Annotated in this window: 12 protein-coding genes and 1 pseudogene; 6 read left to right on the top strand and 7 right to left on the bottom strand. The window is 67.7% G+C overall.

The window, feature by feature from the left end; genetic code table 11:
* The first annotated feature begins 102 nt into the window (after nt 1–102).
* Nucleotides 103–1200, top strand: a complete 1098-nt coding sequence (locus tag CCN51_RS16235) for an integrase core domain-containing protein (RefSeq protein WP_086859679.1) — start codon at nt 103–105, stop codon at nt 1198–1200.
* Nucleotides 1197–2468, top strand: a complete 1272-nt coding sequence (locus tag CCN51_RS16240) for an IS630 family transposase (RefSeq protein WP_014181261.1) — start codon at nt 1197–1199, stop codon at nt 2466–2468. The genes CCN51_RS16235 and CCN51_RS16240 overlap by 4 nt, the downstream gene beginning before the upstream one ends.
* Before the next feature lie 226 nt (nt 2469–2694).
* On the opposite strand, the gene CCN51_RS16245 is transcribed toward CCN51_RS16240, so the two are convergent.
* Together CCN51_RS16245 and CCN51_RS16250 are read right to left on the bottom strand one after the other, a co-directional pair.
* Complete coding sequence (locus CCN51_RS16245) at nt 2695–3642, bottom strand: alpha/beta fold hydrolase (protein WP_043492348.1); 948 nt, start codon at nt 3640–3642, stop codon at nt 2695–2697.
* 544 nt (nt 3643–4186) lie between these two features.
* Nucleotides 4187–4564, bottom strand: coding sequence for a nuclear transport factor 2 family protein (locus CCN51_RS16250; protein ID WP_014181259.1), 378 nt, complete (start codon nt 4562–4564; stop codon nt 4187–4189).
* A gap of 178 nt (nt 4565–4742) precedes the next feature.
* Between CCN51_RS16250 and CCN51_RS16255 the strand changes: the two genes are divergently transcribed.
* Both CCN51_RS16255 and CCN51_RS59960 read left to right on the top strand, forming a co-directional pair.
* Nucleotides 4743–5339 (top strand): TetR family transcriptional regulator, encoded by a 597-nt coding sequence (locus CCN51_RS16255; protein WP_014181258.1) that lies wholly within the window; start codon nt 4743–4745, stop codon nt 5337–5339.
* 101 nt (nt 5340–5440) lie between these two features.
* Nucleotides 5441–7846 (top strand): annotated as a pseudogene (locus CCN51_RS59960) (ATP-binding SpoIIE family protein phosphatase).
* A 65-nt stretch (nt 7847–7911) separates the two neighbouring features.
* On the opposite strand, the gene CCN51_RS16265 reads toward CCN51_RS59960, so the two are convergent.
* Genes CCN51_RS16265 through CCN51_RS16275 form a run of 3 tightly spaced genes read right to left on the bottom strand, consistent with a single transcriptional unit; the run spans nt 7912 to nt 11308 of the window.
* The gene (locus CCN51_RS16265) at nt 7912–8748 is read right to left on the bottom strand and encodes an alpha/beta fold hydrolase (RefSeq protein ID WP_014181255.1); all 837 of its coding nucleotides are present in this window, start codon (nt 8746–8748) and stop codon (nt 7912–7914) included.
* Entirely contained in the window at nt 8745–9944 is a 1200-nt protein-coding gene (locus CCN51_RS16270; RefSeq protein ID WP_078610739.1) for an FAD-dependent oxidoreductase, read from the bottom strand. Before CCN51_RS16270 ends, CCN51_RS16265 begins: the two co-directional genes overlap by 4 nt.
* Nucleotides 9945–9967: 23 nt before the next feature.
* Nucleotides 9968–11308 carry a carboxylesterase family protein gene (locus CCN51_RS16275; RefSeq protein WP_043488022.1) on the bottom strand — a complete coding sequence of 447 codons (1341 nt, stop codon included), beginning with the start codon at nt 11306–11308 and terminating at the stop codon, nt 9968–9970.
* Nucleotides 11309–11404: 96 nt separating this feature from the next.
* Between CCN51_RS16275 and CCN51_RS16280 the strand changes: the two genes are divergently transcribed.
* Together CCN51_RS16280 and CCN51_RS16285 are read left to right on the top strand one after the other, a co-directional pair.
* Nucleotides 11405–11995 (top strand): TetR/AcrR family transcriptional regulator, encoded by a 591-nt coding sequence (locus tag CCN51_RS16280; protein WP_014181252.1) that lies wholly within the window; start codon nt 11405–11407, stop codon nt 11993–11995.
* A 265-nt stretch (nt 11996–12260) separates the two neighbouring features.
* Nucleotides 12261–12953, top strand: a complete 693-nt coding sequence (locus CCN51_RS16285) for a VOC family protein (RefSeq protein ID WP_014181251.1) — start codon at nt 12261–12263, stop codon at nt 12951–12953.
* Nucleotides 12954–13229: 276 nt separating this feature from the next.
* Here the strand turns inward: CCN51_RS16285 and CCN51_RS16290 are convergent, their stop codons facing one another.
* Complete coding sequence (locus tag CCN51_RS16290; protein WP_014181250.1) at nt 13230–13529, bottom strand: DUF4193 domain-containing protein; 300 nt, start codon at nt 13527–13529, stop codon at nt 13230–13232.
* Nucleotides 13530–13616: 87 nt separating this feature from the next.
* Nucleotides 13617–15695 carry a HelD family protein gene (locus CCN51_RS16295; RefSeq protein ID WP_014181249.1) on the bottom strand — a complete coding sequence of 693 codons (2079 nt, stop codon included), beginning with the start codon at nt 15693–15695 and terminating at the stop codon, nt 13617–13619.
* Nucleotides 15696–16286: the final 591 nt, after the last annotated feature.

Below are 16286 nucleotides of genomic sequence, written 5' to 3' on the forward strand. Positions count from 1 at the left end.
GCCCTGGTGGGGACCGCTTCTTCGGGTTCCCGAAATCTTGGCCGCGGTCGCTCGGTCCGACGCTCTGGCGCAGCTGCTGTCAGCGCGTCATGATGATCGATCGTGCTGCTGCGACTGGCTTACCTGGGTGTGTCGAACGCGTTCGCGATGCTTCGCCTGCTGCCGATGACCGACCGGGACAAGGACGCGGAGATCCTCGCCCTGCGCCACCAGATCACCGTGCTGGAACGCCAACTCGGCAAGGACAAGGTCCGGTTCACGCCCAGCGATCGGGCGTACCTGGCAGCGCTGCTGCACCGGATGCCCCTGCACGTCCTGCGACGGTTACGGCTGCTCGTACGCCCCGACACGGTGCTGCGTTGGCACCGCAGCCTCGTCGCGCGCCGCCATGCCGCCGCCTGCAGGCCCAAGCGCCCGGGACGGCCGCGCACGGTGCGCTCGATCCGCGTCCTGGTGCTGCGGCTGGCGAAGGAGAACCCGAGCTGGGGGTACAGGCGTCTGCACGGCGAGCTGCTTGTGCTGGGGGTGAAGGTGGGCGCGTCCACTGTCTGGGAGATCTTGAAGGAGGCCGGCATCGCCCCAGCACCCGAGCGGACCTCCAGTACCTGGGCCACCTTCCTTCGCGCACAGGCTGATGCCCTGCTGGCCTGTGACTTCATGGAAACAGTCACGCTGTCGGGCGTACGGATGTACGTGCTCGTGGTGATCGAACACGGCAGTCGCCGGATCCGCGTTCTGGGCGCCACCGCGCATCCGAGCGCATCCTGGGTAGCGCAAGCCGCGAAAAACCTCGTCATGGACCTCGAAGACCTCGGCCGCCGCGCACGGTTCATGATCCGGGACCGGGACGGGAAGTTCCCCGCCCTCTTCGATGCCGTCCTCAAGGACGCGGGGATCGACGTCGTCCTCAGCGGCATCCAGATGCCACGAATGAACTCGATCACGGAGCGCTGGATACAGACCTGTCGCCGCGAGCTCCTGGACCGGACATTGATCTGGAACCAGCGACACCTCCTCCACACCCTGCGCGAGTTCGAGCAGTTCTACAACGGACACCGACCACACCAAGGCATCGCGAACGCCAGGCCACTGCACCCATTGCCCCCGCCGATCGACAATCCCGACGCGTTAGCCCGCCTCGAGATACGCCGACACGATCGCCTCGGCGGCATCCTCCACGAATACCGACATGCAGCGTGACCTGCACGGATGAGATTTCCGGCAAGGGCACTGTTGTCACCGCGCGCCTGATAGTCCTGACCGCCGCCGAGCGGCACCGGTTGAAGAAGGCCGCCTACGGTCACAGGACCGAGCACAGGGCCCGGGTGCGGGCGTGGATCGTTCTCCTGGCGGCGCGGGGCAGGTCCAATGCGCGTATCGCCGTCGAGGTGGGAGTGCACGTGGACACCGTGCGCACATGGCGGGGCCGGTTCGCCGCCCTGGGTCTTTCCGGGCTCTCTGACCGCAAGCGCCCAGGACGGCCCCCAGTCTTTACGCCCATCCAGGTCGCGCAGATCAAGGCGCTGGCCTGTCAGCTTCCCGCCGAGACCGGCACCCCGCTGTCGCGCTGGTCGTGCCCGGAGCTGGCCCGCGAGGCCATGTCGCGGGGCATCACCGCGTTCGTGTCGACCTCCACCGTGCGTCGCTGGATCGACCAGGACGCGATCAAGCCCTGGCAGTACCGTTCCTGGATCTTCATCACCGCCCCCGACTTCCACCCCAAGGCGGCCTGCGTCCTGGACTTGTACGCCCACACCTGGGACCGCGAGCCGCTCGGCGCGGACGAGTACGTGATCAGCGCGGACGAGAAGACCTCCATCCAGGCCCGCTGCCGCTGCCACCCCACGCTCGCCCCCGGCCAGGCCCGGGCGATGCGCGTCAACCACACCTACGGACGCGGCGGCGCGCTGGCCTACCTGGCCGCCTACGACGTCCACGCCGCCAAGGTGTTCGGCCGCACCGAACCGCGCACTGGCATCGACCCGTTCATGAACCTGGTCACCCAGGTCATGACCCAAGAGCCGTACGCCAGCGCGAAGCGGGTGTTCTGGGTCGTGGACAACGGCTCCTCCCACCGCGGCAAGAAGGCCGCCGACCGGCTAGCCGCCGCTTTCCCGAACGCGGTGCTGGTGCACACCCCGGTGCATGCCTCCTGGTTGAACCAGGTGGAGATCTTCTTCTCCGTCGTGCAGCGCAAGGTCGTCTCGCCGAACGACTTCACCTCGCCCAGATCGGGGACCGGCTCCGAGCCTTCGAAGACCGCTACAACGCCACGGCACAGCCGTTCCAGTGGAAGTTCACCACCTCCGACCTGGACGATCTGCTGGCCAGACTCGACCGGCACACCGCCGATCACCAGGAAGAATCCTCCGCCAGCCTGGCAGCATGATCAACCCCCGAAGGACTTCCGGAGCCGACCACTAAGCCTCGATCCACCGGGTGACGGTTGGTCCAGTGTTTGGACATGAAAGTGGAGATGCACTCTGACCTGGGAGAATAGGAGTTCTCTAGGCTTCTACTCGACCAGTTCGGAGGTACATCTCCGGGATGCATTCTTCCATGCCGCCACGTGCGATGTCCGCAGGTTTCGATGAGCCGAATCTGATCGCGGACGCTGGGCTGGTGTCCTGCCTGGCACGGCGGGGCCCCGAGCGCCGCTGGCGGCGCGCTCGAGGCCCTTGGTCGAGGACTCGTTCAGCTGGTGGGGTAGAAGGCGTTGATCTCGGCCAGGACGCGGGCGGGTGCTTCGTGGACGAGGAAGTGTCCGGCGCCGGGGACGTCGCTAGCGGTGGCGTGGGGCGCGCAGTCCTGGAGGGACGGCAGCATGAACTGGGCGAGGCCGGCCTGGGTGAGCAGGCGGACCGGGATGGTCAGCGGGGTTTCCTGCAGGGCAGCGTTCTCGGCCTCGTCCTGGGCCCAGACCCGGTAGAGCTCGAAGCCAGCGTGCAGGACCTGGGGGCGGGAGTACACCCGGACATACTCGGCGAACTCGCTGTCGGAGACGGGCTCGCCGACGCCGGACTTCATCGACTGGAAAAGGTGGTTGAGGAAGGTCTCGACCCGGCCGGTGACCAGGTCTTCCGCGAGCGGGTTCTGCTGGTTGAAGGAGAAGTGGAACGACAGCGGTGTCAAGTCGGCGCCCTTGGCGTTCTTGCCGACCAGCATGTAGTCCATGAGGAATAGTCCCGCGACCTGCTCGCGGTACTTGGCGGCCAGCGGGTAGGCGACACCGACGCCGAAGTCGTGGGCGACGACATGCACGTTCTCGCGGTAACCGAGGTGGTCCAGCAGCCGGTGGACGTAGTCGGCCAGGACCGTCCTGGCCATGGAGCGTAGGTTGCCGGTCGAGTCGCCCATGCCCGGCAGGTCGATGGCGATGACGGTGCGGCCGGGCAGCAGCGAGTGCATGATCTCGCGGTACACATACCAGCTGTGCGGCCAGCCGTGCAGCAGCACCATGACCTGCGGTCCGTCGCCGCCGATCACGTAGTGCATCTGTACGTCGTCGATGGTCGTGAAGCAGTGCCGGAAGTCCTTGTTGAACTCGGCGTCACCCTTGGTCGCCGTGTCGTAGCCGGGGCTGAGCGGCTCCTCCGACTCGACGGTAGCGGCGGTCGTGGGTACTCCGGTGGAAGCATTCATGGTGGTGGAAGGTCCTTCGTCGAGGGTGTGAATCGAGTGCTGTGGTGCGACAGGACCGACGGCGTGCGCCATTGCCGGTCCTGAGACGTAGGGGCCCCGATGCTGGGGGCGGAAACTGCCGCTTCTCGCGGTAAGGAAACTCTTTACGGGCTGGTGGTGACAGGCAGGGCCACGTGGTCGGCCTCGCCCTGAAGAGCGATTCGCTGTCTCCGGTCAACGAGGCCGTCGATGAGCCGATCCCACTGCCACCGGGAGGGAGATCATGAGAAAGGGGAAACGACACCTCGTCCGACAGTGCCGGCCGTCCGAGAGTCGGCCCCGCTCCAGACGACGGCTTGATGAGCGGCCAGGGCCGTTGCAGGCCGAACAGGGCGCGAGTGGCGGCGTGGAATCGGGGGCCAGGAACACGGCGGCGATGTTGGCGGGGAGGGTTGCATCCGCGCCGGTGGCAGCGAAGGTCAGAGCGTGGGAGGAACGGCGGGCCACGAGGTCGTCGTGGCCGGGGGCGTGCGCTACGCGGATCTGTTCCGGTGCGCGACCCGTCCTACAGACCCAGGGCCCGGTTGACCTCGGCCATGTCGAAGTAGTCACGCCAGCCGGTGATGAGGCCATCGCTGACTTCGAAGACGCCCATGACCCGGACGGGGGTCGCCCGTCCGCCGGAGTGCAGTGTGTCGGTGCGCTCGTTCATGACCACACCGCCCGACGCGACCTGGCGGTGAATCTCCCAATGGATGCCGCCGAGTTGGCCCAGGAAGTCCACGAGGCTGTCGCGGAGGGCGTCCCGGCCTACGACGGGTTCCAGGGGAATGTTGTGACAGACGGCGTCTTCGGCGAAGTACTTGCTGATCTGGTCGGGGTCGGGTTCAGGGACGTTCCAACTCTCGACCATCGCACGGACGACCTCGTCAGGACAGGACATGTGCTCGGCTCACTTTCCTGGTACCGCTGAGCGGACTCGACAGGGTGCGCGGAAGATGCGAACGCCTGGTCGTCCCCGAGGGACCCCATTCGCTCTGAGCTCCACAATACAGAATTTTGGACTGCGTGCAAATATGTACGGCGTTTAGTTCTGTATGCTCCCTCCGGGAGGATGAGCCATGAGTCTGCGTGAACGTAAGAAACTGGCAGCCTGGCGCGCCATCCGGACAGCCGCGCTTCAGCTCTTCGAGGAGCGCGGGTTCGAGGCCGTCAGCGTCGAGGAGATCGCGGCCGCCGCGAACGTCTCCCGCAGCACCTTCTTCAACTACTTCGCCAGCAAGGAAGCCGTCGTCTTCGACCAGGACCCCGAACAACGGGACCACTGGCGAGCGATCATGGCGGCCCGTCCCGCCGACGAGCCCCTGTGGGACTCACTGGCGGCGATCCTTGTCGGCTTCAATGAGCTCCTCGGCGACCGCATCCCGCTGCAACGACGACTCAAGGACCGCTCCCCCGCCCTCGCCCAGTCGAGCTGGGACGTCGTCGGCGAACAGTTCCTCACCGACGTGCGCGAGTGGACGGCATCACGCACCCCCGAAGGTGACACCATGATCGCGACCCTGCAGCTCAACATGTCCTTCGCAGCGCAAACCACCGCATACCAGACCTGGGGTGCGGACGAGTCCTTCGACGACTACCTGCGACGACTGAAGCACTGCCTGCACCAGGCAGGCACCGGCGCAATGAGCCCCCCAGCCTCGACTTCCCCTTCCTGACGGGGCAAGGCGGCGCCGGTTGAGCACTCGCTGATCACAGATGCCTATATAGCGACATAATGGACATATTGGCGCGGCTCCATCACCGGCGAGGAGCAGGAATGAACGCCTCCGGCAATCGCGACAGGAACGAGGCCTCACTGCTCGGCGGAATAGCGACCGCGCTGGTCGACAGTGAGGGCATTGTCCTGCTGTGGTCCCACGCGGCCGCAGAACTGCTTGACCGCACGGCCGCGGAGGTATGTGGCCGACCGGTTGGGCGGCTGCTCGCCCAGGCATCAGGCCGAGATCATCGGGCGACGCGCTGTCGGGACGAAATCCCTGCTGCTGGGCGGGTGTTGCTCCAGCACCGCTCTGGTCGGCCGGCGGAGGTCAGCTTTCATGCGCTGCCACTGGAGGAGAGCGCCGGACTACTGCTCCTGGCAGCGCCTACCCGCCACGTGACCGACTGGGAACAGGGCACGGCCTTGCTGCGCACACTGCTCGCTCAGGATCGCATGGGCGTAGCCATACACGGCGCGGACCTCACCGTCGTGCGAACCAACCTCACCCCCGACACGTTCGGCGGACCCGCTCCGCCGGTCGGCGGCCGACTGCGCGACGTCCTTTCCGCCGAGGACGCCGAGGACGCCGAGGCTGCGCTGCGCGAGGCCCTGGACACCGGCGTGCCGGTGATCGAGCGAGAACAACGGGTGCGGTCACCAGACGTCCCTCACGGCGGTGGGCGTCCCTGTCCGCATTCCGGCTTGAGGATGCGATGGGCCGCCCCACGGGCGTGGCCGCGGTGTTCACCGACGCCACGGAGCGCCGACGGGCCCGTCGGCGACTCGAGCTGAGGCAAGAGGCCGCCACCCGGATCGGCGGTTCCCTCAGTGTCGCGCGCACCGCCCAGGACCTGGCGAACGTCCTGGTTCCCGCCCTCGGGGACCTGGCGCACGTTGACCTCGCCGAGGCCGTACTCGAAGGGGACGAGCCCCCGAAGACCCTTGGCGGGGGACAGTTGCACATGCGCCGCGCGGCCGTGGCCTCGGCCGCCGGCCCTTGGCCCGCATCTCTCCTCCAGCCTGGCGACCCACTGCCCCCTTGGCCGGACTCACCTGGCATTCGGAGTTTCCAACGCGGTGAGATCGTCTTCGCGTCCGACCGGGCTAGCGTGCTCGCCACGCTTGAGAGCTGGCGCTACCCGCTGGCCGTCCCCGAGTGCGTGCATTCGGTCGTCTCGGCTCCGGTGCTCGCCCGCAACCTGGTGCTCGGCGAGGTCACGATCTGGCGTACCGAGCAGGCCGAGCCCTTCGAGCAGGAGGACGCGGACCTTTTGGCCGAGATCGCCTCGCGGGCCGCGCTGAGTGTGGACAACGCCCGCCGCTACACCCGCGAGCACCGCGCAGCCGTCGCCCTGCAACAGCGCCTCCTCCCGCGTGCCACCCCCGACACCCCGGCGGCGGAGACCGTCGGCTTCTACCGGCCCGCCGGCGGCGGCGCCGAGATCAGCGGCGACTGGTACGACGTCATCCCCCTGCCCTCCCTCCGGGTGGCCTTCGTCGTGGGTGACGTGCTCGGTCACGGCCTGCCCGCCACCGCAACCATGGGCCGCCTGCGCACCGCCGTTCATACTCTGGCCGACCTGGAACTCGACCCCACCGAACTCCTCACCCACCTCGACGACCTCGTACAGCAACTGGCCGGCGAGGCACCCCCCGAGCAACGGGACTCCATTGGAGCCACCTGCCTGTACGCCGTCTACGACCCGGTCACCGGCCACTGCACCCTCGCCAGCGCCGGACACCTCCCGCCGCTCGTGGTCCGGCCCGGCGGCACCACCGAAGCGCTCGACGTCTCCCCCGGCCCACCCCTCGGCGTCGGCGGCATGCCGTTCGAGACCACGACGGTCGACCTGGCCCCTGACTCTGCTGGCCCTCTACACCGACGGGTTGATCGCCCGCGACGACCGCGATCTCGATGCCGGCACCCGTTGGCTGGCGAACTATCTCGCCACACTGTGCCGCGCCGACCGGAGTCTGCACGACATCGGCCGTGTCCTCATGGCCGACCTCGGCGACGCCCCGCCCCGCGACGACATGACCCTGCTCCTCGCCCGTGTCCGCGCGCTCTCCGCGGAGCACACCACGAGCTGGGAGTTCCCCGCGGACCCGGCCGTGGTCACCGACGCCCGACAGGCCACCGCCCGCCAGCTGGCCGACTGGGGACTGGACGAGCTGGCCTTCACCACCGAACTGGTCGTCAGCGAGCTGGTCACCAACGCCATCCGCTACGCCGGCGGCCCGGTCGGCCTGCGGCTCATCCGCAAGAACGTACTGGTCTGCGAGGTCACCGACCCCAGCAACACCCAACCCCGCCTACGCCGTGCCCGCACCACCGACGAAGGGGGCCGCGGCCTTTTCCTGATCGCACAGCTCACCACCCGCTGGGGCAGCCGCTACGGCCAAAGCGGCAAGACCATCTGGACCGAACAGCTCCTCACCACACCCAAACCCTCAGAGCTGTGAGTCGTGATGGTGCCTGCGAAACGGGCAACAGGCCGCTCCGGCCGCGATGCTGAGCAGTTGCGCCTTCAGTCCGGATGGCCGCCGCGCGCCGTGAGCGGGGCCCCCTTCAGGAAGTCGTTCAGCTCGGCCGCCACCTGTTCGGGCTGTTCGAGGGCGGGGAAGTGAGTCTCTCCTTCGAGCCGGGTGTAGCTGAACCAGGGGTTGCGGCTGCGGAAGTCCTCGTGGAGGGCGTCGTATTCGGCGACCTTGGGGTGCGCGAAGACGTGCCGTACGGGGCGTGGGTGGGTGAGCTGTTCCATGCGTGCCATCGGTGAGCCCCAGGTGTTGTAGGCGTTCTCGATGACGCGGCAGGAACGTGACCACATGTCGAAGCCGAAACCGCCGGTTTCATGCAGCGCGTGATGGGTCACGTGTTCGTTGCTGCTGCCTGCCATCCAGGACTGTGCGAGACCTTCGCGCGCCATGACCCAGGTCTCCCGCTGCTGCATCGCCTGCAGCCCGAAGTGGAAGTCGGGTGGCAGCTGCGTCATGATCAGGTCGACGATCAGCAGTTGCGGCACGCGCTGCGGGCCGAGTTCCTCAGCCATCTCCAGAGCGACCCAGCCGCCGTGAGCGTGGGCGACGGGGACGAAGGTGGTCATGTCGAGGGCGTCGAGCAGCGCGATGGTGTCGGCCGTCTGCTCGGCGATGCCGAAGTCGGCCACCGGTGTGCGGTCGGGGCCATGTCCGCGCCAGTTGACGCGGATGACTCGGTGCTCAGGCGCCAGGCGCCGCAGAAGCCGGTCGTAGTACCGGTGGTCGTGGCACCATCCGGGCAGCAGGACGATGGCGGGACCAGGGCCGGGGATGCCGTGCTCGTCGAAGGCTATCTGTGTTCCGTTGAGGGTGATCGTGTTGATCACTGGGTCTCCTTGGTGATGTCGGGGTGCTCGGGGTTCTTGGGGTTCTTGGGGTTCTCCGAGGTGAGCTTCGGCCGCAGCCGGGTCGCCGCGAGTTGTGAGTTGGCAGAGCTCGATGTGAGCCCGGCCAGGCGCACCAGCGGGTTGCGTACGCCGTCGGGCACTCGGTTGAGCAGGCGCATGCGGTAGGAAGTGCGCTGGGTGCGTTCGACGCCGGGCCGTGTCTCGCGCTCCCAGGTCTGCAGGGCATCGGGCAGCTCCAGGCCGGGGCGGCTGACGGCGGCTGCGAGCGCTACGGCGTTGGTCATCGCGGTCCCGCCGCCCTGTCCCAGATAGGGCGGCTGGGCGTGCGCGGCGTCGCCGAGGAAGGCCACCTTGCCGCGCGACCAGGTGGCCAGTCGGACGTATTCGAAGGTATCCCAGCGCGTGACCGGTACGCCCTCGGTCGCACGCAGCACCATGGCGAGGGCGGGAAAACTACGGCTCCACTCCGCGGTGTTGACGTACGACCCGTTGATAGCCGGATCGTCGGCGTCGCAGGTGAAGGCCAGATAGACGTGCTCAGGGGTACAGGGCGTGTAGAGCAGGCGCCTGGATCCGTGGAAGGATTCCAGAAGCTTGACGCTGTCTTCGGCCGGCAGATAGCCGCCGGATTGGGGAATCATGATTCGTGCAGCACCCTGACGCATGCGGATCCGGGTGTAGGACAGGTCGACGCTATCCCTCAGCCGTGAATGGACACCGTCGGCCACGACGACCAGGTCTGCGGTGTGGACGCGGCCCTGACCGAAGTGGACCTCCCCTTCGGGGCGAACCGCGAGGACCGCGGAGTCGGTGACGAGCTCCACGCCCGCGTCCTTGGCCGCATTGACCAGTGCCTTGATGAGCTGGTTGCGCAGAATCGTGACGCAGCGCGGTCGGCCCTCGCCGTTGATATTGATGCGCATGAGGGTCTTACCCGAGCGTGTCCTCATTTCCACAGCGGGTGCTTCGTGCGCGCCGTCGACGGCACCGGCGAGAGCGCCGATCGAGTCGAGTGCGAACAGGCCGTTGTCCCACAGGTAGAGGCCGGCTCCCACGGCGCGTATCTCAGGCTGGCGCTCATGGAGTTGGACGCGCCAGCCCTGGCGCGCCAGGGCACTGGCGGCAGCCAGTCCACCGATGCCCCCTCCAACAACTATGGCGTTGCGACGGGTCATGCTGAGCCTCTCTTGGGTTCTCATCAGGGAAGGGCATGCACGTGCCGGGACTTCGGCCGGTGCGTGGGCCAGACCGGGTCGGCGATGCGGCCGGTGTGGACGAACTCGCCCCAGTAGCGGCGTGTGCGGGCCCCGATCTCGCTGATCTCCTTCGGTGACAGCGGGCGCAGCATGGGCGCGTCGCGCCACGTGGCGCCGTCGCCGAAGAGAAGGGGCAGATCGATGCAGTGGCACGCCCCGAACGGGCTGTCGGGGTGCAGGGGCCTGACCTCGTACCGCCACACGGATGCTCCGGCGCCTGCGAGAAGGTCGGCGAAGTCCCGTATCGGGTTGTCGAAGACCTTGCCCTGCACCAGACGTTGCACGGCTTGTGTCAGGGGCGAACCGACCAGTGGTGCGCGGCGCATCGCCGAGAAGAGGGGGTGAGGCCCGTAGAAGGCGGCCATCTCGTCCGCCGTGTTCCCGATCATGATCCGGCGGCGGGCGGCGTCGCGGGCAACGTTGTGATGCCACTGCTGCGCAGGGGGCATCGGGTCAATGTCGTGCACGGGCAACAGCGGCGGGGCCGAGTTGAGCGCGCCGGGGCCGGCGAGCCGACGAACGGTACGAGCCTGCGCAGCGAGGAGGTCCGTAACCGGCGCCCGGCGCGGATCGTTGCCCAGCTCCTCGCCGAAGACCTCGGCCACGCGCCGGGCCTGCCGGTGGTGGTGGAATCCCAGTCCGATGGGTGCGCTCTGGATGACCGCCTGGGAGAAGAGGGGCCGGGCACGGTCGATGCCGAGCATGGCCACGATCGAGTGTGCGCCGGCCGACTGCCCGGCCACGGTCACACGCCGGGGATCGCCGCCGAATGCCTCGATGTTGTCCCGCACCCACTCCAGGGCGGTGATCTGGTCCAGCAGCCCCAGATTTCCCGGCGAAACGTCCGGGGTCCGGAGGTAGCCGAAGACACCGAGCCGGTAGCTGACCGACACCACCACCATGCCGGTCTCGCGCACCAGCCGAGCGGCACCGTAGTGGGCCCACTCCCCACTGCCCGAAAGGTAGGCGCCGCCGTGCAGCCAGACCAGTACGGGCAGGGAACCCGGCTGCGCCCCATCCGGTGTGGTGACCGTCACGGTCAAGCAGTCCTCGGACTGCTCCAACTGGTCCGGCACTCCCATGACGCTCTCGAGCCGCGAAGGCAGCTGCGGGGCAACCGGCCCCCGCACGGTGGCATCGACGACGTTCTCCCGCCGCGCCTCGCGCCGCTGCGGCAGACCGAACCGATCCGCCCTCGCATACGGGATCGCATGGAAGACAGCGACTCCCTCGACCGTCCTGCCCCGCCATCGCCCGGACGGCGCGATCACCACATCAGGCATGTCACCTCCACTCTCCATCGCAAAAAAACTTGCGATATGAGCGGATCGTAGACGCCGGCCGGACACAACGCAAAATTTTTTGCGATAATCGGCGCCATGGAAGCCCCACAGCACGAAGAGCGGCGCACCCAAGTCCGCGGCGCCAAGTTCCGCGCACTTGTCTTGGACGCGACCATCGCCCGTATCGCGGAGGCAGGAATCGATCACGTCCGCTTCGCGGATGTGGCGGACAAGGCCGGGGTGCACGAGGCATCCCTCTACCGGCGATGGAAGACGGTGCCGCGCCTGCTCATCGACGCGCTGCTCACCCGCACCCAGGCAGAGGTGCCCATCCCCGACACCGGATCGGTACGCCGCGATCTGAAGATGTTCACCACCGATCTGGCCCGCTTCGCTCAGACACCGATCGGCACTGCTCTTATCCGCTTCACGGTGGCCTCCGACAACGCCCCCGACATCGAGTCGAGTCGTCGAGAGTTCTGGATGCAACGCCTGTCAGCGGCGGAAGAGATCATCGAGCGCGGCAAGAAGCGCGGCGAAGTCGATCCCGGCGCCGATGCCCGACTCGTCGTCCTGACGCTGGGCGGACTGATCCACCTTCACGTCACCCACCTGGGCACGGGCATCCCCACCACCCTGCCCGGCCAAGCAGTAGCCCTGATCCTTCCCGGCATCACCCCATCCTGAGCGGACGCGCCGCACTGAGCCACGCCATCCGGCTGATCAAAGAGATCGCGACACCTGGCAGATCCAGGGCGGGGCCCTTTGTCTCGAGGGTCAGGGTGAGAACGCCCTCAAGGCCGAGCAGACCGGCGCGTACGCCGTCGTCACGGGCAAGGGCGGCAACGCGCGGGAAGCGTCCCCGCGCGACCGGTACGACGGCTACCCCTTCCCCCGCCCAGCACACCACAGAACGGATGGACGACGTCGTCCGACGTCGCCAGGCCCGGCAGTGCGGTACGGCTGCCGGCACTGCCGGGCCCGTCGCATCCGCTTCCCCGTCGAGTTCTTCCACGAGATCGAGCGCGCCGGGCGCCTCATCCAGCGCTACGACATCCGCCACGGCGCCGAGATCGCCCGCCTGGACCACTTCAACATCTGCACCCCTGACATCCCGGCCGCCTACGCCCACTACAAGTCGCTCGGCTTTGGCTGCTCCGAGACCATCGAGGGCGACAAGCACGAACTGTACGCGGCCTGGATGTACCGCAAGCAGACGGTCCACGACGTCGCCTTCACCGGCGGCGCCGGGCCCCGCCTCCACCACCTGGGCGTCGCCACCCACGAATCCCACCAGGTCCTGCGCTGCGCCGACATATTCGGCGCCCTGCGCAAGAAACACCACATCGAGCGGGGGCCCGGCCGGCACGGCGTCTCCAACGCCTTCTACCTGTACCTCCGCGACCCCGACGGCCACCGTGTGGAGAACTACACCTCCGACTACTACACCGGCGACCCCGACCACGAGACGTACCGCTGGAACGTCCACGACGACCACCGCCGCGGCTTCTGGGGCAACGCGGTCATCGAGTCACGGTACAAGGAGGCCACACCGGTCCACGACCTCGACGGACACCCGCAGCCCGTCTCCGACGCCCTGCTCGACGAATCCGCCGTCCAGGTCGGCGCGGACGGACTCGGCTGACCAGGGCCCGGGCGGGAACCGTACCTGGCCCCAGTCCTGCCAGCCCAAGCACATCGACGACTGAAGAGGGGCGAGCCGGCGTGTGGGGCCGCTCCTGCCTCGCTCCCACGTGCGCCGATGAGATGGACCGTCACGGTTGCCGGACATGCCCCTTGGCGGTTACCACTGTGCCGCAACCAGGTACGCCGTGACGTCATTGAAGGACACATGTCGCCTCGGCAGGGACACATGGCGATTCCGAGGCCGGGGCCGAGTCAAGTCGCAGTCGCCGCGACGTCAGGTGTAGTCGCAGTCGCGGCAGATTGATGGAGCGCCACTGCCGCTGGCCAACTGACCGCGGTGGTACACGAGGAAGCAGGACGCGCAGATGAATTCGTCCTCCAGCTGCGGCAGCACCCGGACGGCCAGCTCCTCGCCGGAGAGGTCGGCGCCGGGCAGTTCGAGACCCTCGGCGGCCTCGAACTCGTCGATGTCGACGACGGAGGCGGAGTTGACGTTGCGCCGGGTCTTGAGCTCCTCGATGCTGTCGGAACTAACGCCGTCGTTGTTGCGTGGGGCGTCGAAGTCGGTTGCCATGCCACTTTCCCTGTCTGAGTACTTATGTGCGTTTCTGGTGCATGCGGCGCGCAGAGTCGTGCGGGATCCTAAACGGACGGTAATCTGTCACGCCGGCTGGGCAGTGATCGTGCAGAGCCGCTTGGTGGCCCGGGTAAGGGCTACGTACAGGTCCCTCTCCCCACCGGGGCGGGCTCTGATGATCTCCTCGGGACTCACCACAACAACCCCGTCGAACTCCAGCCCGCGCGCTTCGGATGCCGGCACGATGCGTGCGGGCTGTGCGATCCCCACGGCCGTCAGCTCGTCCAGCCTCGCGTCCGCGCAGATCACCCCGAGGAACTCGCCAGGGTACGCGGCGGTCTGGGCCTGGAGCTCCTGGGCGACGGTGGCGACAAGCGCATCCGGAGGCGTGGTCACGGTGCGGGGAGTCTCACCACGGCGGAGTGATCGTGCAGGCCTCTGGTCCGGAGCGATCCGTGCAAGCAGGTCTCGGGTGCTGTCCAGGATCTCCTGGGTGGTGCGGTAACTGACGGTCAGAGTGTGGAGGTTGAACCGCGGGCCGAGATGAGGGCTCAGCGCCTCCTTCCAGTCACGTGCTGTCGCGACTGGGCCCGCCTGGGCGAAGTCGCCCACCAGCGTCATCGCCCGTGCCGGGCAGCGACGTACGATCATCCGCCACTGCATGGCGGTCAGTTCCTGTGCCTCATCGACCACGACGTGCCCGTATATCCGCTCCGGCGGGCCCTCGACCAGGCTCGCGGCCTCGTCCAGCAGAGGCACATCGGTATCGGTCCATGGGTCGTCCGCAGCGCGCAGCAGACGTGACCGCTCGCCCTCGGTAAGTTGGGGCAGGTGTTCGGCGAGAGCGTCAGGATCCGTCAGGAGAGCCCGCACGAGATCGCCGGGCACCAGCCGTGGCCACAGCGCTTCCACCGTGTGCTCGACGTGGGCGTCGTCCAGGAGGCCGGCTCGGACGGTGTCCGCGTCGAACTCGTCGGCCGGTCCCGAGGAGGCCGGGTCGTCGTGGCCGAGGTGCCGCAGGTCGGCCGCCGCCGCACGGTCGAGATTCTTGCCCGTCAGCTTGGCGACCTCGGCGTCGATCTGCTCCAGAATGTCGCCCATGCTTCGTTCCAGCGCTTCGGTGGCGGCGTCGACCAGGAGCTCCTTGAACACCTGGCGCGCGCGGTTGTGCCCCAGCCCGGTCGCCACGGCGGCGTCGCGTGCCCTGGCGACCGCCTCGTCCTCGAGGCGCACTGATTCCTGCCCGACCCTCACGGTGAAGTCGCCGTCCGGAGCCTGGTGGAAGCGGACCAGCTCGGCCAGCGCATCGGCCAGCGCGGAGCTGCCCTTGAGACTCGCCACATCGTACGGCTCCACGGTGTCCGGGAACACTCCGGCCAGTTCCTGGCAGGTCGCCAGAACGACCTCGTTCTCGCCGAGTGAGGGCAGGACCTGGGAAATGTAGTCGAGGAACCGTGTGTTCGGCCCGACCACCAGCACACCGTGCTCGGCGGCTCGCGGGAACGCGTACAGGACATAAGCCGCCCGATGCAGGGCGACCACCGTCTTGCCGGTGCCGGGGCCGCCCTGCACCACAGTGACCCCGCGGTGCGCGGAGCGGACGATCTCGTCCTGCTCGGCCTGCAGCGTCGCGACCGCAGCTTGCATCCGGCCGGTACGCCGTGCAGAAAGGGCCTCCGTCAAAGGGCCGTCACCCACGACGTCTTCGGCAGTCGGGGTGGAGCCGTCCAGCAACTCGTCGCTCACCCCGACCACCATGTGCTCTTCCAGACGAAGGTGTCGGCGGCGCCGCAGACTCATCGGGTGGACCGGCGTCGCCTCATAAAAGGGCCGCGCCGCGTTCGCGCGCCAGTCCACCAGCAGGGGCAGGTCGTCGTCCTCCGTCTGCAGTCCGATCCGTCCGATGCGCAGGGTGGTTCCGTCCGCCCAATCGATGCGGCCGAAGACCAGCCCGTTCTCGGCTCCCTCCAGCCGACCGATCTCCTTCGCCAGGCGTTCAGCGGCGACCTCTCGCTCGTACGCCTCGCTTGCACTCTCGGCCGGGGCCTTGAGCACATCCGCCAAGCGTGCCCGCGCCTCGGCAAGCCGCTCGGTGAGCAACTCGTACAGCGTGGACACCTGTGCTCTTTCCAACTCGACCTGGCGCAGAGCGGGGTCGTTCATCAGCGACAACAAGGGGCTCCTCTCGGCGCGAGCCACCACTATGCGGTCAGAATTCCTTGAAAGTAAGTCTTGACTTACTTAAGCCGATCATTACCTATTGAGGGAAAAGGGTTGCCGAGCTGCACAAACGTCAGTTGGGCCCGGACCGGACCATCGAAAACGCAACCGCGTCTGTTTGCTGTACCGAACACGCCGCACTCGTGCACCGCCTCATGCACCCGCATGTCGCAAGCGTGTCATCGCACTGCCGGCGTTCACCAAAAGACATGGGACTACTCGTGCCGGAGGCCACGGCACACCTGCTCGGCAGGCGACCGAACCCGGCCCCGTGCTGAGCGAGCGGGAGGTCGTGGTCGTCCGGCTCCTCGCCTCCCCGTCCTCTCTTGGTGTCTTGGTGTACCGCGTCTCAGGGACCAACCCGGCGAGTTGGTGCCGCACCGTGGCTTCCCGGCTCATCTGACCGCCTGCACGGAGTCGGGCTCGATGATCTCCGCCAGCAGTTCCCGGTGGTGGTCCTCGGCGGGAGCGAGGACGCGAAGCACGCCGTCATCGCTCGTCCAGTCGAGGAACTATTCCTCCATGGGAACGCCC

Origin of the sequence: Streptomyces milbemycinicus (assembly GCF_002154605.1) — a bacterium.
GTDB classification, from domain to species: Bacteria; Actinomycetota; Actinomycetes; order Streptomycetales; family Streptomycetaceae; genus Streptomyces; species Streptomyces milbemycinicus.